Annotated in this window: 25 protein-coding genes; 4 read left to right on the top strand and 21 right to left on the bottom strand. The window is 73.2% G+C overall.

Features of this window, described 5'->3' with window-relative positions; genetic code table 11:
* Nucleotides 1-11: 11 nt before the first annotated feature.
* The 9 genes from trpA to hisI form a co-directional block, all read right to left on the bottom strand.
* Nucleotides 12-830: a tryptophan synthase subunit alpha gene (gene trpA, locus OIU81_RS27625; protein ID WP_329152044.1), complete on the bottom strand. Its 819-nt coding sequence runs from the start codon at nt 828-830 to the stop codon at nt 12-14.
* On the bottom strand, nt 827-2,113 hold the full coding sequence (trpB, locus tag OIU81_RS27620) for a tryptophan synthase subunit beta (protein WP_329152042.1): 1,287 nt from the start codon (nt 2,111-2,113) through the stop codon (nt 827-829). Before trpB ends, trpA begins: the two co-directional genes overlap by 4 nt.
* Nucleotides 2,114-2,296: 183 nt before the next feature.
* On the bottom strand, nt 2,297-2,467 hold the full coding sequence (gene trpM, locus OIU81_RS42410; protein WP_443074056.1) for a tryptophan biosynthesis modulator TrpM: 171 nt from the start codon (nt 2,465-2,467) through the stop codon (nt 2,297-2,299).
* 34 nt (nt 2,468-2,501) lie between these two features.
* Nucleotides 2,502-3,311 carry an indole-3-glycerol phosphate synthase TrpC gene (gene trpC, locus OIU81_RS27615; protein WP_189099620.1) on the bottom strand — a complete coding sequence of 270 codons (810 nt, stop codon included), beginning with the start codon at nt 3,309-3,311 and terminating at the stop codon, nt 2,502-2,504.
* Nucleotides 3,312-3,479: 168 nt separating this feature from the next.
* Entirely contained in the window at nt 3,480-3,926 is a 447-nt protein-coding gene (locus tag OIU81_RS27610; protein WP_329152039.1) for a DUF2752 domain-containing protein, read from the bottom strand.
* A 164-nt stretch (nt 3,927-4,090) separates the two neighbouring features.
* Complete coding sequence (locus OIU81_RS27605) at nt 4,091-4,336, bottom strand: HGxxPAAW family protein (protein WP_329152037.1); 246 nt, start codon at nt 4,334-4,336, stop codon at nt 4,091-4,093.
* A gap of 85 nt (nt 4,337-4,421) precedes the next feature.
* Nucleotides 4,422-5,087: a TIGR02234 family membrane protein gene (locus OIU81_RS27600; protein WP_329152035.1), complete on the bottom strand. Its 666-nt coding sequence runs from the start codon at nt 5,085-5,087 to the stop codon at nt 4,422-4,424.
* A gap of 67 nt (nt 5,088-5,154) precedes the next feature.
* Complete coding sequence (locus OIU81_RS27595) at nt 5,155-6,699, bottom strand: anthranilate synthase component I (protein WP_329152033.1); 1,545 nt, start codon at nt 6,697-6,699, stop codon at nt 5,155-5,157.
* An 11-nt stretch (nt 6,700-6,710) separates the two neighbouring features.
* The gene (hisI, locus tag OIU81_RS27590; protein WP_329152031.1) at nt 6,711-7,115 is read right to left on the bottom strand and encodes a phosphoribosyl-AMP cyclohydrolase; all 405 of its coding nucleotides are present in this window, start codon (nt 7,113-7,115) and stop codon (nt 6,711-6,713) included.
* A gap of 33 nt (nt 7,116-7,148) precedes the next feature.
* On the opposite strand from hisI, the gene OIU81_RS27585 reads away from it, so the two are divergent.
* Nucleotides 7,149-7,295: a hypothetical protein gene (locus OIU81_RS27585; RefSeq protein WP_329152030.1), complete on the top strand. Its 147-nt coding sequence runs from the start codon at nt 7,149-7,151 to the stop codon at nt 7,293-7,295.
* Between the two features lie 21 nt (nt 7,296-7,316).
* On the opposite strand, the gene OIU81_RS27580 is transcribed toward OIU81_RS27585, so the two are convergent.
* Both OIU81_RS27580 and OIU81_RS27575 read right to left on the bottom strand, forming a co-directional pair.
* Complete coding sequence (locus OIU81_RS27580; RefSeq protein WP_329152028.1) at nt 7,317-7,949, bottom strand: TIGR03085 family metal-binding protein; 633 nt, start codon at nt 7,947-7,949, stop codon at nt 7,317-7,319.
* A gap of 74 nt (nt 7,950-8,023) precedes the next feature.
* Complete coding sequence (locus tag OIU81_RS27575) at nt 8,024-8,947, bottom strand: LysR family transcriptional regulator (RefSeq protein ID WP_329152025.1); 924 nt, start codon at nt 8,945-8,947, stop codon at nt 8,024-8,026.
* A gap of 95 nt (nt 8,948-9,042) precedes the next feature.
* Here OIU81_RS27575 and OIU81_RS27570 point away from each other — a divergent pair, with 95 nt between their 5' ends.
* From OIU81_RS27570 to OIU81_RS27560, 3 genes are read left to right on the top strand one after another with little or no spacing between them, the layout of a single operon-like run.
* On the top strand, nt 9,043-9,750 hold the full coding sequence (locus OIU81_RS27570; protein WP_329152023.1) for a succinate dehydrogenase: 708 nt from the start codon (nt 9,043-9,045) through the stop codon (nt 9,748-9,750).
* A 2-nt stretch (nt 9,751-9,752) separates the two neighbouring features.
* Complete coding sequence (locus tag OIU81_RS27565) at nt 9,753-11,711, top strand: fumarate reductase/succinate dehydrogenase flavoprotein subunit (RefSeq protein ID WP_329152021.1); 1,959 nt, start codon at nt 9,753-9,755, stop codon at nt 11,709-11,711.
* Nucleotides 11,708-12,451, top strand: a complete 744-nt coding sequence (locus OIU81_RS27560) for a succinate dehydrogenase/fumarate reductase iron-sulfur subunit (RefSeq protein WP_329152019.1) — start codon at nt 11,708-11,710, stop codon at nt 12,449-12,451. Before OIU81_RS27565 ends, OIU81_RS27560 begins: the two co-directional genes overlap by 4 nt.
* A gap of 1 nt (nt 12,452) precedes the next feature.
* Here OIU81_RS27560 and OIU81_RS27555 read toward each other — a convergent pair whose 3' ends face one another.
* From OIU81_RS27555 to OIU81_RS27510, 10 genes are all read right to left on the bottom strand, one after another.
* Nucleotides 12,453-13,043, bottom strand: coding sequence for a nitrile hydratase subunit alpha (locus OIU81_RS27555; RefSeq protein WP_329152017.1), 591 nt, complete (start codon nt 13,041-13,043; stop codon nt 12,453-12,455).
* Entirely contained in the window at nt 13,040-13,327 is a 288-nt protein-coding gene (locus OIU81_RS27550; protein WP_329152016.1) for an SH3-like domain-containing protein, read from the bottom strand. The genes OIU81_RS27555 and OIU81_RS27550 overlap by 4 nt, the downstream gene beginning before the upstream one ends.
* Nucleotides 13,317-13,586, bottom strand: a complete 270-nt coding sequence (locus OIU81_RS27545) for an SH3-like domain-containing protein (protein WP_283781438.1) — start codon at nt 13,584-13,586, stop codon at nt 13,317-13,319. Before OIU81_RS27545 ends, OIU81_RS27550 begins: the two co-directional genes overlap by 11 nt.
* 31 nt (nt 13,587-13,617) lie before the next feature.
* A complete protein-coding gene (gene hisF, locus OIU81_RS27540; RefSeq protein WP_329152012.1) occupies nt 13,618-14,382 on the bottom strand; it encodes an imidazole glycerol phosphate synthase subunit HisF in 765 nt (254 codons plus the stop codon).
* On the bottom strand, nt 14,379-14,786 hold the full coding sequence (locus OIU81_RS27535; RefSeq protein WP_329152010.1) for a Rid family hydrolase: 408 nt from the start codon (nt 14,784-14,786) through the stop codon (nt 14,379-14,381). The genes hisF and OIU81_RS27535 overlap by 4 nt, the downstream gene beginning before the upstream one ends.
* A gap of 21 nt (nt 14,787-14,807) precedes the next feature.
* Nucleotides 14,808-15,530, bottom strand: a complete 723-nt coding sequence (gene priA, locus OIU81_RS27530) for a bifunctional 1-(5-phosphoribosyl)-5-((5-phosphoribosylamino)methylideneamino)imidazole-4-carboxamide isomerase/phosphoribosylanthranilate isomerase PriA (protein ID WP_329155399.1) — start codon at nt 15,528-15,530, stop codon at nt 14,808-14,810.
* 8 nt (nt 15,531-15,538) lie between these two features.
* The gene (gene hisH / locus OIU81_RS27525) at nt 15,539-16,189 is read right to left on the bottom strand and encodes an imidazole glycerol phosphate synthase subunit HisH (RefSeq protein ID WP_329152008.1); all 651 of its coding nucleotides are present in this window, start codon (nt 16,187-16,189) and stop codon (nt 15,539-15,541) included.
* Nucleotides 16,186-16,350, bottom strand: a complete 165-nt coding sequence (locus OIU81_RS27520) for a hypothetical protein (protein WP_329152006.1) — start codon at nt 16,348-16,350, stop codon at nt 16,186-16,188. The genes hisH and OIU81_RS27520 overlap by 4 nt, the downstream gene beginning before the upstream one ends.
* 95 nt (nt 16,351-16,445) lie before the next feature.
* The gene (gene hisB / locus OIU81_RS27515; protein WP_093644834.1) at nt 16,446-17,039 is read right to left on the bottom strand and encodes an imidazoleglycerol-phosphate dehydratase HisB; all 594 of its coding nucleotides are present in this window, start codon (nt 17,037-17,039) and stop codon (nt 16,446-16,448) included.
* The gene (locus OIU81_RS27510) at nt 17,036-18,145 is read right to left on the bottom strand and encodes a histidinol-phosphate transaminase (protein WP_329155397.1); all 1,110 of its coding nucleotides are present in this window, start codon (nt 18,143-18,145) and stop codon (nt 17,036-17,038) included. Before OIU81_RS27510 ends, hisB begins: the two co-directional genes overlap by 4 nt.
* Between the last annotated feature and the right edge of the window lie 14 nt (nt 18,146-18,159).

The following is an 18,159-nucleotide window of genomic DNA, read 5'->3' as shown; positions in this document are numbered from 1 at the left end:
GCGCCCCGCCCCTAGGAGCGTGTGCGTACGCCCTCGGCCAGCTCGCCCGCGAGGGCCCGGACCCCGGCGAGGCCGGCCGCCAGGTCGCCGTCGGAGGCCAGCAGCCGCTTGACGAACGCCGAACCGACGATCACGCCGTCCGCGAACCGGGCCACCTCGGCGGCCTGTTCGGCATTGGAGACCCCGAGGCCGACGCAGACCGGCAGGCCGGTCGTCGCCTTGGTGCGCCGGACGAGGTCCTGCGCCTCGGCGCCCACCGACTCGCGGGTGCCGGTGACACCCATCAGCGAGGCGGCGTAGACGAAACCGGAACCCGCCGCCGTGATCTCGGCGAGCCGGGCGTCCTTGCTGCTGGGGGCCACGACGAAGACGGTCGCCAGACCGTGCTTGGCCGCGTGCTCCCGCCAGGTCGCGGACTCCTGGACCGGCAGGTCGGGCAGGATGCAGCCGGCCCCTCCCGCCTCGGCCAGCTCGGCGGTGAAACGCTCGACGCCGTAGCGGTCGACCGGGTTCCAGTACGTCATGACGAGCACGGGCTTGCCGGTGGCCGCGTGCGCCTCGCGCACGGTCCGCAGCACGTCCGCGATCTTCACGCCGCCGCGCAGGGCGATGTCGTCGGCGGTCTGGATGACCGGGCCGTCGAGGACCGGGTCGCTGTGCGGGAGCCCGATCTCCACGATGTCCGCGCCGCCGGCGAAGACGGCCTTGGCCGCCTCGATGCCGCCGTCGACGGTCGGGAACCCGGCGGGCAGGTAGGCGATGAGCGCGGACCGGCCCTCGGCCTGTGCGGCGGCGAGGGTGTCGCTCAACAGCTGGATGTTTCCGCTCACTTGGCGTCCCCTTCGATCTCCGCGCCGGCGGCGTCGGTGTCCGCCTCGACGGCGGCGTCGGTGTCGTACAGGCCGAAGTAGCGGGCCGCGGTGTCCATGTCCTTGTCGCCCCGCCCGGACAGATTGACCACGATCAGTCCGTCCGTACCGAGCTCCCTGCCGAGCTCCAGCGCCCCGGCGAGGGCGTGGGCGCTCTCGATGGCCGGGATGATGCCCTCGGTCTCGGAGAGCAGGCGCAGCGCCCGCATCGCGTCGTCGTCGGTGACGGCGCGGTACTCGGCGCGGCCGCTGTCCTTGAGGTAGGCGTGCTCGGGCCCGATGCCGGGGTAGTCCAGACCGGCCGAGATGGAGTACGGCTCGGTGATCTGGCCCTCCTCGTCCTGGAGGACGTAGCTGCGCGAGCCGTGCAGGATGCCCGGCTCGCCGGCGGTCAGCGTGGCCGCGTGCTCGCCGGTCTCGATGCCGTGGCCGGCGGGCTCGCACCCGACGAGCCGGACGCCGGCGTCCGGGAGGAAGGCGTGGAAGAGGCCGATGGCGTTGGAGCCGCCGCCGACACAGGCCACGGCCGCGTCCGGCAGCCGGCCCGCGCGCTGGAGGATCTGGCGGCGGGCCTCGACGCCGATGACGCGGTGGAAGTCGCGCACCATCGCGGGGAAGGGGTGCGGGCCGGCGACGGTGCCGAAGAGGTAGTGGGTGCGGTCGACGTTGGCGACCCAGTCGCGGAAGGCCTCGTTGATGGCGTCCTTGAGGGTGCGGCTGCCCGACTTCACGGCGATGACCTCGGCGCCGAGCATCCGCATCCGGGCGACGTTGAGCGCCTGGCGCTCGGTGTCGAGCTCGCCCATGTAGATGGTGCAGTCGAGGCCGAAGAGGGCACAGGCGGTGGCGGTGGCGACGCCGTGCTGGCCGGCGCCGGTCTCGGCGATGACCCGGGTCTTGCCCATCCGCCGGGTGAGCAGTGCCTGGCCCAGCACGTTGTTGATCTTGTGGGAGCCGGTGTGGTTGAGGTCCTCGCGCTTGAGGAAGACCCGGGCCCCGCCGGCCTCGCGGGCGAACCGTGGCACCTCGGTGAGTGCGCTGGGCCGCCCGGTGTAGTTGACCAGCAGATCGTCGAGTTCGGCCGCGAAGGCGGGGTCCGCCTTGGCCTTCTCGTACTCGGCGGCGACCTCGTCGACCGCGGCGACCAGCGCCTCGGGGATGAAGGTGCCGCCGAAGGCGCCGAAGTAGCCCTCGGCGCTGGGGAGGTGCCCCTCGGGGTCGGGAAGGAAGAATTCGGAGGACATCTGACGCACTCCTCGTCCGGGGTACGCACCCCGGAAGTCCGGTTCATCGGGCGGTGGGCATGACGGAAGGGCGGCGCGCTGAACGGGGTCGCCGCCGCCGCGGAGCCGGCCGGGCCGGTACCGCGGGCGGTGCGGACGCGGATGCCTTCGGGGGCATCGCGGCGCCGGCACGGGGCCGGCGCGTCAGCGCGCGGGCCCCCTTCGCCATCGCCTGCCGTTGATCTGTCCCGGCTCGGAGCCGATGTGGTACCGCACCCGGCGCCCGTGGACCCGGCGCGCGGGCGCGCGGCAGCCGCGGTGCCACGAGGGCAGGGCGGAGCACTTGGCCACGGGGCGGCGGGGGGCGGCGGTCATGTCGGAGAGGGTGTCCTGTCCTGGAGGCGGGCGGTCAGGACCGGCCGTGCCGGATCGCCGGGTGGGAGCCGGCGGCGACCAGGTCGGCCACCGCGGTCCTGGGGTCCTTGCCGGTGACCAGCGACTCGCCGACCAGCACCGCGTCCGCGCCGTCGTTGGCGTAGGCGATCAGGTCGTGCGGTCCGCGGACACCGGACTCGGCGATCTTGACGATGTGGTCGGGGATCTCGGGGGCGACCCGGGCAAAGTTACCGCGGTCGACCTCCAGAGTCTTCAGATTGCGGGCATTGACGCCGATGATCTTGGCGCCGGCGTCCACCGCGCGGGCGACCTCTTCCTCGTCGTGCACCTCGACCAGCGGCGTCAGCCCGATCGACTCGGCCCGCTCGATCAGCGAGACCAGGGCCTCCTGCTCCAGCGCGGAGACGATCAGGAGCGCGAGGTCGGCGCCGTAGGCGCGGGCCTCCCACAGCTGGTAGGCGGTGACGATGAAGTCCTTGCGCAGGACGGGGATGTCGACCTTGGCGCGGACCGCCTCCAGGTCGGCCAGCGAACCGCCGAACCTGCGCTGCTCGGTGAGGACGGAGATGACCGCCGCGCCGCCCGCCTCGTAGTCGGCGGCCAGGCCGGCCGGGTCGGCGATCGCGGCGAGCGCGCCCTTGGAGGGGCTGGAGCGCTTGACCTCGCAGATCACCGTCACGCTCTCGCCCTTGAGGGCCGCGACGCCGTCCTTCGCGGGGCGTGCCTTGCGGGCCCGCTCCTTGAGCTCGTCGAGAGTGACGCGGGCCTGCCGCTCCGCGAGGTCGGCACGGACCCCGTCGATGATCTCGTCGAGCACACTCACGCGAGCGGCCTCCTTCTTGAACGGGGGAGGTGGACAGTGACCTGTGGGACGAGCCGCCCCATCCGGTCCTTTGATGGTATCCGCCATGGCCTACAGGTCCTGCATCCGGCCGACCGCGGTCCCACGACCTGGACATTCACCAAAGAGGCGGAGTGCGCCGACGGCGGTTCACGGGGCCAGCGCGCTGCCGAAGGGGAGGTTGCGGACGAGCGTGAAGACCAGCAGCAGCCCGGCCAGCGCCGCCCAGTGGACGGCCCGCGGCCGGGGTCCCGCCGTCGGACGGCCCCGCGCCGCGCGGCCGAGCCACAGCGCCCAGAAGACCGCGGCGGCGGCGTATCCGGCCACCGCGAGGGCGTTGGCGCCCAGGGCCGCGCTGAGGTCGCCGTGGGCGACGTCATGGGCGCTGCGCAGTCCGCCGCAGGCCGGGCAGTACAGGCCGGTCAGATGCAGCAGCGGACACACGGGGTAGTGCCCGGGCTCGTGGGGATCGACGGCCCCGACGTAGGCGAAGGCCGCGAGGGCGGCGGCCAGGGTGCCCAGGGGTGCCGCGAGACGGCGGGGCAGCGCGCGCTGCCGGGGGGCCGGGGGCGCGAGCCGCGCCGCGGGATCGCTCACGTGGCGATTGTGCGGCGCTGCGCGCGAAGGCGCAGCTTCTCGGCCGCCGTACGGAGCGGGTACGGACGGCGGGTACGGCACCTGGGGTGCGTACGGGCCGGGAAGCGGCGCCTTCGAAGGGAGCTGCGGGGGTGGCGCCGGGCGGGCGCCACGGGGGCGGGAGCTCAGCCCTCCTGCGGCTGGGCCTGCGCCGCGGCGGCGGGCTCGGCGGAGCGGCGGGGCTCCTGGCCCATGCCGGCCGCACGCATCAGACCGCCGGCCACGGCACCGAGACCGATCAGCACGATGCCGGCCCAGAAGCCGGGCACGTTCCCCAGCACGATGAAGGCTCCGGAGACGCAGAAGCCGATGAACGAGATGATGACGCCCGTCCAGGCGGCGGGGGTGTGTCCGTGGCCACTGCTCGACATGAATGCTCCTCGTTGCTCTGTCGCGCCGGGGTCGGGGCGCGGTGATCCTCATCGGCCATTGTCACCGATGCCCGGCGGGGCACCTTTACCGGGTGGGGTCCTCACCGCGGTCCAGGGACTTCCAGATCTCCTCCGGACGGTCCAGATCCGGCGGGGCCGGAGCCCGGCGCGGGCCGCGGGCGCCGCCGGGCGTGCGCTCGTAGCGGCCCGACATCGCAGGCCAGTGGCGGCCGTGAACCAGCGCCAGCAGCCCGGCGAGCAGCAGCAGCGCGCCGCCGGCCGCGGCCACCCACGGCCAGCCGGTGTGCGTGACGTGATGCACACCGGCGCCGGTCAGACCGACCGCAGTGGCGGCCTTCTCGCGGAGCGCGGAGGTGTCGGAGGTGCCCAGCACGGCGGCGGTGGCGATGCCCGCGCCGCTGAGCGTGAGCAGGGCGGCGACCGCGATCCGGCCGACCCGGCGCACGGCGAAGACGGCGACCAGCGCGGCCAGGCCGACGACGGCCAGCGCGCCGGGCACGCCGGTCACATCGGCGCCGGTCACGCTGCGCGGCAGCGCGCCCTGGGCCAGCTCCGCGGAGCCCCGGGCCCAGATGCGGCCGGAGGCCAGCAGCGCCAGGCCCGCGCCGGCCGCGCCGGCCAGCAGGGCGAAGGCGAGGCTGCGCCGGGCGCCGCGGGCGGCTGCGGCCGGCGCGGGGGCCGGTGCGTCCGCGGGCGCGGCGTCGGTGGGGGTCTGGGGTGCGGCAGTCACGCGTACCACTATCGCGCACCGGCCGGGCGGGCCCGGTGCGCGGGGTGGGTACGGGGCGTGCGGCCGGTCACTTTCCCAGGTGGTTGGCGGTGTTGACGGCGCGCAGCACGGCGGCGGCCTTGTTGCGGCACTCGGTGTCCTCGGCCACCGGGTCGGAGTCGGCGACCACCCCGGCGCCCGCCTGGACGTAGGCGGTGCCGTCGCGGAGCAGGGCCGTGCGGATCGCGATGGCGGTGTCGGAGTCGCCGGCGAAGTCGAGATAGCCCACGCAGCCGCCGTACAGCCCGCGCCGGGTCGGCTCCAGCTCCTCGATGATCTGCAGGGCGCGCGGCTTGGGCGCCCCGGAGAGGGTGCCGGCGGGGAAGCAGGCGGTGAGCACGTCGAAGGCGGTGCGGCCCTCGGCCACCTGCCCGGTGACCGTGGAGACGATGTGCATCACATGGCTGTAGCGCTCGATGGACATGAAGTCGACGACCTCGACGCTGCCCGGCTCGCAGACCCGGCCCAGGTCGTTGCGGCCCAGGTCGACCAGCATCAGATGCTCGGCGCGCTCCTTGGGGTCGGCCATCAGCTCATCGGCCAGGGCCTGGTCCCGGTGCACCGTGGCGCCGCGCGGGCGGGTGCCGGCGATGGGGTGGACCGTGGCCCGGCCGCCCTCGACCGTGACCAGCGCCTCCGGGCTGGAGCCCACCACGTCGAAGGGCCCCTGCTCGGCGCCCTCGCCGCCCTCGAAGCGGAAGAGGTACATGTACGGGCTGGGGTTGGTGGCCCGCAGCACCCGGTAGACGTCCAGGGCGCTCGCGGTGCACGGGGTTTCGAAGCGCTGGGAGGGCACGACCTGGAAGGCCTCGCCGGCCCGGATGCGCTCCTTGATGTCGTCGACGGCCTCCTGGTAGGAGGCGCCGCCCCACTCCATGGTGAACGGCGGGACCTCGGACGGCGGCATCGCGGCGGCGCTCGCGGGCGCGGGCCGGGCGAGGTCGTAGGCCATGGTGTCCAGCCGGGCGACCGCGTCCGCGTAGGCCTCGTCGACGCCGGTGTCGAGGTCGTTGTGGTTGATGGCGTTGGCGATCAGCAGGACCGTGCCGCTCCAGTGGTCCAGGACGGCGAGGTCGGAGGTGAGCAGCATGGTCAGCTCGGGCAGCCGCAGGTCGTCGGTGGTCTGCTCACCGATCTTCTCCAGGCGGCGCACGATGTCGTAGCCGAGGTAGCCGACCATGCCGCCGGTGAACGGCGGCAGTCCGGCGCCCTCGACGAGGTCGCGGGGGGTGTGCAGCGCCTCGACGGTGGCGCGCAGCGCCTGGAGCGGGTCGCCGTCGGTGGGGACGCCGACCGGCGGGGTGCCGAGCCAGTGCGCCTGCCCGTCGCGGGTGGTGAGGGTCGCGGCGCTGCGGACGCCGATGAAGGAGTACCGCGACCACGTCCGGCCGTTCTCGGCGGATTCCAGGAGGAAGGTGCCGGGGCGCTCGGCGGCGAGTTTGCGGTAGAGGCCGACCGGGGTGTCACCGTCCGCGAGGAGGCGCCGGGTGACGGGGATGACCCGGCGGTCCTTGGCGAGGGTACGGAAGGTGTCGAGGTCCGGAGTGGCGGTGCCGGTGGTTCCCGTGGTCATGGCAGCGGAGCCTACTGGTCGGAGCGGGTCTCGGTGGCCAGAACGTCGGCGTCGAAGCAGGTGCGGTCCCCGGTGTGGCAGGCGGCGCCGACCTGATCGACCTTGATCAGGACGGTGTCGGCGTCGCAGTCCAGTGCCACCGACTTGACGTGCTGGACGTGCCCGGAGGTGTCGCCCTTGACCCAGTACTCCTGGCGGCTGCGGGACCAGTATGTGCAGCGGCCGGTGGTCAGGGTGCGGTGCAGCGCCTCGTCATCCATCCAGCCGAGCATCAGCACCTCGCCGGTGTCGTACTGCTGGGCGATGGCGGGGACCAGGCCGTCGGCGCCGCGCTTGAGGCGGGCGGCGATGGCGGGGTCGAGGGCGGAGCCCGCCGCGGGGGCCGGGCCGGGGGCGGTGGTGCGACTGCTGGTCATGGGTCCCATTGTGCCGTGCGGCATCCTGCAGACATGCATCCTCACAGGGAGCCGTCCGTGCCGCCACCGCCGCCGGATCCGGACCGTGCCGCGCGGGTGGCCGCGCGGGTGCTGGGGGCGGTGTGTGCGGCGGCGGTGGCGGTGGCCGTGGCGATCCTGGTGGTGGTGTTCCGGACGTAGCGGCCGGAGCGGGCGGGGGGCTCAGACCCCGAGTTCGGCCGCCAGCAGCCGGTCGATCGCCTCCTTGTCGCCGTCCAGCGCGACGTCGGCCGCCTCCTGCCGGCCGAAGGCGAACATCGTCAGCTCGCCGGGCTCGCCGACGACCGTGACCACCGGGGTGCCGCGATGGGCGACCGCGGTGCGCCCGTCCGGCCGCCGCAGCACCAGGCCCACCGGCGACCTGCGGCCCAGCACCCGGGCCATCCGCTCGAGCCGGGACCACAGGGCGTCCGCGAAGACGGGGTCCAGCTCCCGCGCGGCCCAGTCCGGCTGCGCCCGCCGTACGTCCTCGGTGTGGACGTAGAACTCGACGGTGTTGGACGCCTCGTCGAGCTGCTTCAGCGCGAACGGCGACATCCGCGGCGGCCCCGTCCTGATCAGTCGGATCAGCTCCTCGTACGGCCTGCCGGCGAACTCCGCCTGCACCCGCCGCAGCCGTCCGGCCAGCGGCTTGACGAGGATCCCGCCGGCCGCGTCGGCGCGCCGTTCGCGTACCACCACATGCGCGGCCAGTTCCCGCGCGCTCCAGTTCTCGCACAGCGTCGGCGCCTCGGGGCCGGCGCTCTCCAACAGGTCGGCGAGAAGGAGCCGTTCACGCTTCGCATGGGTCGACATGCGGTCAGCCTACGACCGGCTCCGGTGCCCTGCCACGGGGCCGCGCCCGGTGGCCGCGTGGCGGGGCGGCGCGGTCACCCGGCTGCCGGGCCGCGGCCGGGCCGGGGCGGGTCCGCCGCCAGGTGCGCGCGCAGGATGCGCTCCAGTTCCCGGGCGGCGCGCGGCGGGGAGACGTCGCCGCGGTGGGCGACGGAGACCACGCGGTGCATCCCCGGGGTGGCGAACGGGGTGACCCGCAGGCCGGAGCGTTCGGCGACCATGCTGGGGACCACGGCGATGCCCAGTCCGGCCCGGACGAAGCCGAGGACGGCGTCCATCTCGCCGCCCTCGACGGTGAAGGACGGTTCGAAGCCGGCCGCCCGGCAGGCCGCGGTGGTGAATTCCCGCAGGTCGTAGCCGCGGCGGAACATGGCCAGCGGCCGGTCGCGGAGATCCTCCACCCGGATGCGGGTGCGCCGGCCGGCGGGGGCGGGGCGGTCGGGGGCGGAGACCACCACGAGTTCCTCGCGCAGCAGGTCGGAGGTGGCCAGGGCGGGGGCCTGGAGGGGGAGCGGGGTGATGATCAGGGCCAGGTCCAGGGCGCCGTCGGCCAGTGCCCGGACGAGGTCCTGGGAGCCGTCCTCGGTCACCAGCAGCTCCACGCCCGGGTAGGCGGCGTGGAAGGCCCGCAGGACGTCGGGGACGAGGCTGGCGCAGAGGCTGGGCGGGGCACCGAGGCGCAGCCGCCCGCGGCGCAGCCGGGCGACGTCCTGGACCTCGCGGCGGGCGGTGTCGGCGTCGGCGAGGATGCGCCGGGCGAACGGCAGCAGGGTCTCGCCGGCATCGGTGAGGGAGATGTGGCCGCGGGCACGGTGGAAGAGTTCGGCGCCCAACTCCCGTTCCAGGGACCGGATCTGCTGGGAGAGGGAGGGCTGGGCGACGTGTTCGCGCGCGGCGGCGCGGGTGAAGTGGCGGGTGTCGGCCACGGCGGTGAAGTAGCGGAGCTGCTGCAGCTGCATGAGGGGACTGTAGGCCATCGATAGGCAGGCCCTATGGGGATGAGCCGCACCATGTCTTGGACTGATGAACCCCGGCGTCCCTACCGTCGGGAACCATGGCAACGGACACACGGACGGACCGACGGCCGTCCCCGCCCCACCCGCTGTGGCACTCGACCGTCGGCAAGAAGGCCGTGATGGCCGTCAGCGGCCTGGTCATGCTGCTCTACCTGGTCGTCCACATGCTCGGGAACCTGAAGATCTTCTTCGGGGCGGACGAGTTCAACCACTACGCGCACTGGCTGCGGACGGCCGGCGCTCCCTTCCTGCACGAGGAGTGGGCGCTGTGGCTCGTCCGTGTCGTCCTGGTGGCCGCCGTCGTGGCGCACGCCGTCAGCGCCTACCAGCTCAGCCGCCGCGATGTCAGGGCGCGCCCCGACGCCTATGCGCACCGGAAGGCGCGCACGAGCTATGCCACCCGCACCATGCGCTGGGGCGGGGTCATCCTGGGGCTGTTCCTCGTCTGGCATCTGCTCGACCTGACGACCGGCACCGTGCACCCCGGCGGCTTCCAGCCGGGCCACCCGTACCAGAACGTCGTGGACACCTTCTCCACCTGGTACGGCAACGCCGTCTACCTCGTCGCGGTGCTGGCGCTCGGGCTGCACGTCCGGCACGGGTTCCACAGCGCCGCGCAGACCCTCGGCGTCGGCAGCCGCCGCCGCGACCGTGCCCTGAAGACCACCGCCGGCCTCCTCGCGCTGGTGCTGACCGTGGGCTTCGCCTCCGTACCCGTTGCCGTCATGACCGGAGTGGTGAGCTGACCATGGCTTCTTTCGCGGACTATCCGACCGGTGCGCCGGTCGCCGACACCAAGGCGCCGGCCGGGCCGGTCGCCGAACGCTGGGACACCCGCCGCTTCGAGGCGAAGCTGGTCAACCCCGCCAACCGCCGCAAGCACACCGTCATCGTGGTCGGCACCGGCCTCGCGGGCGGCTCGGCGGGCGCCACCCTCGCCGAACAGGGCTACCGCGTCGTCCAGTTCTGCCACCAGGACTCCCCGCGCCGTGCCCACTCGATCGCCGCGCAGGGCGGCATCAACGCGGCGAAGAACTACCGCAACGACGGGGACTCGGTCCACCGGCTGTTCCACGACACCGTCAAGGGCGGCGACTTCCGCGCCCGGGAGTCGAACGTGCACCGGCTGGCACAGCTCTCCGTCGAGATCATCGACCAGTGCGTCGCGCAGGGCGTGCCGTTCGCCCGGGAGTACGGCGGTCTGCTCGACACCCGCTCCTTCGGCGGCGTCCAGGTCTCCCGGACGTTCTACGCCCGCGGCCAGACCGGCCAGCAGCTGCTGCTGGGCGCCTACCAGGCGCTGTCCCGGCAGATCGCGGCGGGGAACGTGGAACTGCACCCGCGCACCGAGATGCTGGACCTCGTCGTCGCCGACGGGCGGGCCCGCGGGATCGTCACCCGGGACCTGGTCACCGGGGAGATCGGCACCCACTTCGCCGATGCCGTGGTGCTGGCGTCCGGCGGCTACGGCAATGTCTTCCATCTGTCGACCAACGCCATGCACTCCAACGCGACCGCCGTCTGGCGGGCGCACCGCCGCGGCGCGTACTTCGCCAACCCCTGCTTCACCCAGATCCACCCGACCTGCATCCCGCGCACCGGCGACCACCAGTCGAAGCTGACGCTGATGAGCGAGTCGCTGCGCAACGACGGCCGCATCTGGGTCCCGAAGGCCACGGGCGATGCCCGCCCGCCCGGCCGGATCCCCGAGGAGGAGCGCGACTACTACCTGGAGCGGCTCTACCCCTCCTTCGGCAATCTCGTCCCGCGCGACATCGCCTCCCGCGCCGCCAAGAACGTCTGCGACGAGGGCCGCGGTGTGGGCCCCGGCGGCCAGGGCGTGTACCTGGACTTCGCGGACGCCCTCGCACGCATGGGCCGGGCCCGGGTCGAGGAGAAGTACGGCAATCTCTTCGAGATGTACGCGCGGATCACCGCGGAGGACCCGTACGAGGTGCCGATGCGGATCTACCCCGCCGTGCACTACACGATGGGCGGGCTGTGGGTCGACTACGACCTCCAGACCACCGTCCCCGGCCTGTTCGCGATCGGGGAGGCCAACTTCTCCGACCACGGCGCCAACCGCCTCGGCGCCTCCGCGCTGATGCAGGGCCTGGCCGACGGCTACTTCGTCCTCCCCTCGACGATCAACGACTATCTGGCCCGCGCCCCGCTCGACGGCCCGCTCGACGCCGGCCATCCGGCGGCCGCGGCGGCCGCGGCGGTCGTCGACGAGGCCACGGCGCGCCTGGACCGGCTGCTGGCCGTCGACGGCGACCGCACCCCCGACTCCTTCCACCGCGAGCTCGGCGCGCTGCTGTGGGAGCACTGCGGAATGGCCCGCAGCGAGGAGGGGCTGCGCACGGCCCTCGACCGGATTCCGCGGCTGCGCGAGGAGTTCTGGCGCCGCCTCAAGGTGCCGGGCACCGGCGCGGAGTTCAACCAGTCCCTGGAGAAGGCCCACCGCATCGTCGACTACCTGGAACTCGCCGAGCTGATGTGCCTCGACGCGCTGCACCGCGCCGAGTCCTGCGGCGGCCACTTCCGCACCGAGTCACAGACCCCCGACGGCGAGGCCGAGCGCCGGGACGCGGCGTTCTCCTACGCCGCCGCCTGGGAGTTCACCGCCACCGGCCGGGCCCCCGTCCTCCACAAGGAAGACCTGGTCTTCGAGTACGTCCACCCCACCCAGCGGAGCTACGCATGAGGCTCACCCTGCGCGTCTGGCGCCAGCGGAACGCCGGCGCCCCCGGCGCCATGACCACCTACGAGGTGGACGGCATCGCGCCGGACATGTCGTTCCTGGAGATGCTCGACACCCTCAACGAGGAGCTCCTCCTCGGCGGTGACGAGCCGGTCGCCTTCGACCACGACTGCCGCGAGGGCATCTGCGGCGCGTGCAGCCTGGTCATCAACGGCGAGGCGCACGGCCCGGAGCGGACCACCACCTGCCAGCTGCACATGCGGTCCTTCGCGGACGGCGACACCATCGACATCGAGCCGTGGCGGGCCGCCGCCTTCCCCGTCGTCAGGGACCTGGTCGTCGACCGCTCCGCCTTCGACCGGATCATCCAGGCCGGCGGCTACATCACCGCGCCGACCGGCGCCGCCCCCGAGGCGCACGCCACACCCGTCCCCAAGCCGGCCGCCGACGCCGCCTTCGCGCACGCCGAGTGCATCGGCTGCGGCGCCTGCGTGGCCGCCTGCCCGAACGGCGCGGCGATGCTCTTCACCTCGGCCAAGGTCAACCACCTCGGTGCCCTGCCGCAGGGCGCTCCCGAACGGGACTCCCGGGTGCTGGACATGGTGGCGCGGATGGACGAGGAGGGCTTCGGCGGCTGCACCCTGGCCGGCGAGTGCGCCACCGCCTGCCCCAAGGGCATCGAGCTGTTCAGCATCACCGCGATGAACCGCGCGTTCCTCCGGGCGGCGCGCACCGGGCGCTGAGTCAGACCGCGGCGGTCCCGATGAGCCCTTCGCGGGTGACGAGCGCGGCCAGCTCCGGCTCGCTCCACCCCGCGGTGCCGCCGGGCCGCCGCGGCAGAACCATGTAGCGGCTCTCCGCGCTGGAGTCCCACACCGTGATCTCGGTGTCGTCCGGCAGCTCCAGCCCGAACTCGGCCAGCACGGCCCGCGGTTCGCGGACCACCCGCGAACGGTAGGCCTCGCTCTTGTACCAGGACGGCGACGGCCCCAGCAGCCCGACCGGATAGCAGGAGCACAGCGTGCACACCAGGACGTGGTGGGTGGTGGCGGTGTTCTCGACGACCTTGAGCCGCTGCTCCTTGATGCCGCCCGCCATCGACAGCCCCACCTCGGGCAGCGCCGCGTTCGCGTCGGCCAGCAGCCGCTCCCGGAACCCCTCGTCACTCCAGGCCCGCGCCGCGATCCGCGCCCCGTTGACCGGCGAGGCCCCCTTCAGCATCGCGGCGAGGGCCGCGTCCAGCTGGTCCTGTGCGACCACCCCGGCCTCGATCAGCCGCTCCTCCAGCCGCCGCACCCGTGCCGCCACCGGCACACTCGTGTGTTCGCCGCTCATGCCCCGTCCTCCCCTGCCCGTTCGATGTACGACTCCCAGAGGTCGACCGTGACCTCGTGACCGCCCTCGCCCCACAGGTCGCCCGCGGCGAACGCCACCGTGTAGACGGGCTCCACCCGCGGCTCGGCGACGCCCGCCGCCACCTCGTCCGCGAGCTCCCAGCTGCCCTGGCACTCGACGATCCGTCCCACCTGCCCGCGCACATAGCGCGGCGCCCGCGTATGCCCCGCGGGGTCACCGGCGCGCACCCGCACCCGCTCCCCCGCCCGGAACTCAGCCCGCACCGGGCAGCCCCCGCTCGGCCAGCAGCGTCTCGATCGCGAGCAGCCACCGCTCGTAGTACGACGACGCCAGATACCGCTGCGGGTCCATCCGCTCGACGGCGTCGCGGAACTGGTCGAGGCGGTAGACCCCGTTGCGTACCAGCGCGGAGTTCAGCGCGAACACCCGCGCCTCCCAGTCGGCATGGAACGGCGGCTCGTCCGCCTCGATCTCCAGCGCCCCGAACCCGGTCTGCCCACCCACATCGTTGACACGGCTCATGGGCGGAGCCTACGCGTTCATGATCTTCGTGTCAGCGCACCGGGTGCCCCGCGCCCCGCAGGGCCTCCTTGACCTGGCCGATGCGCAGGTCGCCGAAGTGGAAGACGGAGGCGGCGAGCACCGCGTCCGCGCCGGCCACGACGGCCGGGGCGAAGTCCGCCAGCCGGCCGGCGCCGCCGGAGGCGATCACCGGGACGGTGACGTGCTTGCGGACCGCCTCGATCATCTCGACGTCGTAGCCGTCCTTGGTGCCGTCGGCGTCCATGGAGTTCAGCAGGATCTCGCCGGCCCCGAGGGCGGCGGCGCGGTGAGCCCATTCGACGGCGTCGACGCCGGTGCCGCGGCGGCCGCCGTGGGTGGTGACCTCGAACCCGGAGGGGGTGCCGGCGTCGGTGCGGCGGGCGTCGACGGACAGCACCAGGACCTGGCTGCCGAAGCGCTCGGCGATCTCCCGGATCACGTCGGGGCGGGCGAGGGCGGCGGTGTTGACGCCGACCTTGTCGGCGCCGGCCCGCAGCAGCTTGTCGACGTCGTCGGGGGTGCGCACCCCGCCGCCGACGGTCAGCGGGATGAAGACCTGCTCGGCGGTGCGGCGCACCACGTCATAGGTGGTCTCGCGGTTGCCGGAGGAGGCGGTGATGTCGAGGAAGGTCAGCTCGTCGGCGCCCTCCTCGCCGTAGATCTTCGCCATCTCGACCGGGTCGCCCGCGTCCCGCAGGTTCTGGAAGTTGACGCCCTTGACGACCCGGCCGTTGTCGACGTCCAGGCAAGGGATGACTCGGACCGCCAGGGTCATGTCTGTGGGGGCCTCTCTGTCAGTTCTCGGAATGCTTCTAGTTCTACTTCGACCAGGACGCGGGAGTCGACGAAGCCGGAGACCACGACCAAGGTCGCGACCGGCGGGGTGGCCTCGAACAGCTCCCGGTGGGCGCGGCCGGCCGCGTCCACGTCGCGCAGGTGGGTGAGGTACAGGCGGGTGCGCAACACCGCGTCGGCGCCCAGGCCGAAGGGCTTGAGGGCGGCCAGCGCGCCGGTCAGGGCGGCCCGGGTCTGGACGTAGGGGTCGCCCTCGCCCTGGAGCACGCCGTCGACCAGTGGCATCGTGCCGGCGACCAGGACCCGGTCGCCGGCGGCCACGGCGCGTGCGAAGCCGATCCGCTCTTCCCAGGGGTTGTCGGTCCGTACGCGCTCGATGCTCATCACGCGGCCTTTCGTTCGCCGTTACGACACTGCTGCCAGCGCCTCTTCGAGGGTGAATGCCTTCGCATAGAGCGCCTTGCCGACGATCGCGCCCTCCACACCTTCGGACACCAGCGTGGCCAGGGCCCGCAGGTCGTCGAGGGAGGAGACGCCGCCGGAGGCGACGACGGGGCGGTCGGTGGCGGCGCAGACGTTGCGCAGCAACTCCAGGTTGGGGCCCTGGAGGGTGCCGTCCTTCTGGATGTCGGTGACGACGTAGCGGGCGCAGCCCTCGGCGTCGAGGCGGGCCAGCGTCTCGTAGAGGTCGCCGCCGTCGCGGGTCCAGCCGCGGCCGCGCAGCGTCGTGCCGCGCACGTCCAGGCCGACCGCGATCTGGTCACCGTGCTCGGCGATGACCTTGGCGACCCACTCGGGGGTCTCCAGCGCGGCGGTGCCGAGGTTGACCCGGCGGCAGCCGGTGGCGAGGGCGGCGGCGAGCGTGTCGTCGTCGCGGATACCGCCGGACAGCTCCACCTTGATGTCCATGGACCGGGCGACCTCGGCGATCTGCGCGCGGTTGTCGCCGGTGCCGAAGGCCGCGTCGAGGTCGACGAGGTGCAGCCATTCGGCGCCGGCCCGCTGCCAGGCCAGGGCCGCCTCCAGCGGGTCGCCGTAGGAGGTCTCGGAGCCGGACTCGCCGTGGACGAGGCGGACGGCCTGGCCGTCGCGGACGTCGACGGCGGGGAGGAGTTCGAGCTTCGGCATCAGGGGACTCACAGGGTGTTGATCCAGTTGGTCAGGAGCTGGGCGCCGGCGTCGCCGGACTTCTCGGGGTGGAACTGGGTGGCCCACAGCGGGCCGTTCTCGACGGCGGCCACGAACCGCTCACCGTGGGTGGCCCAGGTGACCTTCGGCGCGGCGAGGTGGGGGTTGCCGACCTCCAGCTCCCAGTCGTGCACCGCGTAGGAGTGCACGAAGTAGTAGCGGGCGTCGGCCGGCAGCCCGGCGAAGAGCTGCGAGTCCCCGGCGGCCTCGACGGTGTTCCAGCCCATGTGCGGGACGACCTCGGCCTTGAGCGGGCCGACCGTGCCGGGCCACTCGTCCAGGCCCTCGGTCTCGACACCGTGCTCGATGCCGCGGCCGAAGAGGATCTGCATACCGACGCAGATGCCCATCACGGGGCGCCCGCCGGACAGCCGGCGGCCCACCAGCCAGTCGCCGCGGACCTCCTTCAGCCCGGCCATGCAGGCGGCGAACGCGCCGACGCCGGGGACCAGCAGCCCCTCGGCGTTCAGCGCCCGGTCGAAGTCCCGGGTGATCTCCACGTCGGCGCCGACGTGTGCCAGAGCGCGCTCGGCGGAGCGGATGTTGCCGAAGCCGTAGTCGAGGACGACGACCTTCTTACGGGGTGCGGAGGCGGTCAATTCCACACCTCCAGCCGGAGCACACCGGCGGCCAGGCACAGCGCCGAGCCGATGGACAGCAGCACGATCAGGCTCTTGGGCAGCTGCTGCTTCCAGAAGGAGTAGACGCCGCCGAGGAGGAACAGCCCGAGCAGGATGAAGACGGTGGACAGACCACTCACGGCATCATCCTGTTCGCTTCTCCGCCCGCGCGGCGCAGAGGTGCGGGCATCGTGGTCGGGTGCGGCCCGGCGGCCGCGCGTGCGTCGCTCACGATCTACAGGGCTCCCTTGGTGGACGGAATGATGCCTGCCGCCCGCGGGTCCCGCTCGCTGGCGTAGCGCAGCGCCCGGGCCAGGGCCTTGAACTGGCACTCCACAATGTGGTGGGCGTTGCGGCCGTACGGGACGTGGATGTGCAGCGCTATCTGGGCCTGGGCGACGAACGACTCGAAGATGTGCCGGGTCATGGTCGTGTCATAGCTGCCGATCATCGGCGCCATGTTCTCCGGCTCGGTGTGCACCAGATACGGCCGGCCGGAGAGGTCGACGGTCACCTGGGCCAGCGACTCGTCCAGCGGGACGGTGCAGTTGCCGAAGCGGTAGATGCCGGACTTGTCGCCGAGGGCCTGCTTGAAGGCGGCACCCAGCGCGAGGGCGGTGTCCTCGATGGTGTGGTGGGTGTCGATGTGCAGATCGCCGTCGGTCTTGACCTTCAGGTCGAACAGACCGTGCCGGCCGAGCTGGTCGAGCATGTGGTCGTAGAAGCCGACCCCGGTCGACACCTCCACGTCGCCCCGGCCGTCGAGATCGATCTCGACGAGCACGGACGTTTCCTTCGTGGTGCGCTCCACGCGCCCTACGCGGGTCATCGCTTGCTCTCCTTCAGTACTGCACGAACCGCGTCGAGGAACGCGTCGTTCTCGGCCGGGGTGCCCGCGGTGACCCGCAGCCAGCCCGGTACGCCGTTGTCACGGACCAGCACGCCGTGGTCGAGGATCGCCTGCCAGGTGGCGTGGGCGTCGTCGAAGAGACCGAACTGCACGAAGTTGGCGTCGGAGTCGACGACCTGGCAGCCGGCCGCCCGCAGCTCGGTGACCAGGCGGTCGCGCTCGGCCTTGAGCTGCTCGACGTACTTCAGCAGGGTGTCGGTGTGCTCCAGCGCCGCGAGCGCGGTGGCCTGGGTGACGGACGAGAGGTGGTACGGGAGCCGGACCAGCTGGACGGCGTCGACCACGGCGGGGTCGGCGGCCAGATAACCCAGCCGCAGTCCGGCGGCGCCGAAGGCCTTGGACATGGTCCGCGAGACCACCAGATTGGGCCGGCCCTCGATCAGCGGCAGCAGCGAGGGGCGGTGGCTGAACTCGCCGTAGGCCTCGTCGACCACCACCAGGGCCCCGGCGCCGTCGGCCCGCGCCGCCTGCGCGGCGTCGTAGAGCGCGAGCACCGTGTCGGCCTCGACGGCGGTGCCGGTGGGGTTGTTCGGCGAGCAGATGAAGACCACGTCGGGCCGCTGCGCGGCGATGGCCGCCCGTGCCGCCTCGAGGTCGATGGTGAAGTCGTCGTGGCGCGGGCCGGAGATCCAGGCGGTGCCCGTGCCGCGGGAGATCAGCCCGTGCATGGAGTACGACGGCTCGAAGCCGAGGGCCGTGCGGCCGGGACCGCCGAAGGTCTGCAGCAGCTGCTGGATGACCTCGTTGGAGCCGTTGGCGGCCCAGACCTGGTCCATGGTGACCGCGTGGCCGGCGGTGCGGGTGAGGTAGCGGGCCAGCTCGGTGCGCAGCTCGATCGCGTCCCGGTCGGGGTAGCGGTTGAGCTGCCGGGCGGCCTCGGTCACCCGCTCGGCGATCCGCCGGACCAGCGGTTCGGGCAGCGGGTAGGGGTTCTCGTTGGTGTTCAGCCGCACCGGGACGTCCAGCTGCGGCGCGCCGTAGGGGGACTTGCCGCGCAGCTCGTCCCGGATGGGGAGTTCGTCCATCCGGGACACGGCGG

The organism is Streptomyces sp. NBC_01454, assembly GCF_036227565.1.
Classification (GTDB): domain Bacteria; phylum Actinomycetota; class Actinomycetes; order Streptomycetales; family Streptomycetaceae; genus Streptomyces.
Note: the sequence above shows the minus strand (reverse complement) of the source record. Positions and strands in the feature narration are given on the sequence as shown.

Excerpts from the sequence above, each read along its gene's own strand:
- trpB (WP_329152042.1), bottom strand. The coding sequence starts at position 2,113 with ATGTCCTCCGAATTCTTCCTTCCCGACCCCGAGGGGCACCTCCCCAGC.
- trpM (WP_443074056.1), bottom strand. The coding sequence starts at position 2,467 with ATGACCGCCGCCCCCCGCCGCCCCGTGGCCAAGTGCTCCGCCCTGCCC.
- OIU81_RS27605 (WP_329152037.1), bottom strand. The coding sequence starts at position 4,336 with ATGTCGAGCAGTGGCCACGGACACACCCCCGCCGCCTGGACGGGCGTC.
- OIU81_RS27595 (WP_329152033.1), bottom strand. The coding sequence starts at position 6,699 with ATGACCACGGGAACCACCGGCACCGCCACTCCGGACCTCGACACCTTC.
- hisI (WP_329152031.1), bottom strand. The coding sequence starts at position 7,115 with ATGACCAGCAGTCGCACCACCGCCCCCGGCCCGGCCCCCGCGGCGGGC.
- OIU81_RS27585 (WP_329152030.1), top strand. The coding sequence starts at position 7,149 with ATGCATCCTCACAGGGAGCCGTCCGTGCCGCCACCGCCGCCGGATCCG.
- OIU81_RS27580 (WP_329152028.1), bottom strand. The coding sequence starts at position 7,949 with ATGTCGACCCATGCGAAGCGTGAACGGCTCCTTCTCGCCGACCTGTTG.
- OIU81_RS27575 (WP_329152025.1), bottom strand. The coding sequence starts at position 8,947 with ATGCAGCTGCAGCAGCTCCGCTACTTCACCGCCGTGGCCGACACCCGC.
- OIU81_RS27570 (WP_329152023.1), top strand. The coding sequence starts at position 9,043 with ATGGCAACGGACACACGGACGGACCGACGGCCGTCCCCGCCCCACCCG.
- OIU81_RS27565 (WP_329152021.1), top strand. The coding sequence starts at position 9,753 with ATGGCTTCTTTCGCGGACTATCCGACCGGTGCGCCGGTCGCCGACACC.
- OIU81_RS27560 (WP_329152019.1), top strand. The coding sequence starts at position 11,708 with ATGAGGCTCACCCTGCGCGTCTGGCGCCAGCGGAACGCCGGCGCCCCC.
- OIU81_RS27555 (WP_329152017.1), bottom strand. The coding sequence starts at position 13,043 with ATGAGCGGCGAACACACGAGTGTGCCGGTGGCGGCACGGGTGCGGCGG.
- OIU81_RS27545 (WP_283781438.1), bottom strand. The coding sequence starts at position 13,586 with ATGAGCCGTGTCAACGATGTGGGTGGGCAGACCGGGTTCGGGGCGCTG.
- hisF (WP_329152012.1), bottom strand. The coding sequence starts at position 14,382 with ATGACCCTGGCGGTCCGAGTCATCCCTTGCCTGGACGTCGACAACGGC.
- OIU81_RS27535 (WP_329152010.1), bottom strand. The coding sequence starts at position 14,786 with ATGAGCATCGAGCGCGTACGGACCGACAACCCCTGGGAAGAGCGGATC.
- priA (WP_329155399.1), bottom strand. The coding sequence starts at position 15,530 with ATGCCGAAGCTCGAACTCCTCCCCGCCGTCGACGTCCGCGACGGCCAG.
- hisB (WP_093644834.1), bottom strand. The coding sequence starts at position 17,039 with ATGACCCGCGTAGGGCGCGTGGAGCGCACCACGAAGGAAACGTCCGTG.
- OIU81_RS27510 (WP_329155397.1), bottom strand. The coding sequence starts at position 18,145 with ATGGACGAACTCCCCATCCGGGACGAGCTGCGCGGCAAGTCCCCCTAC.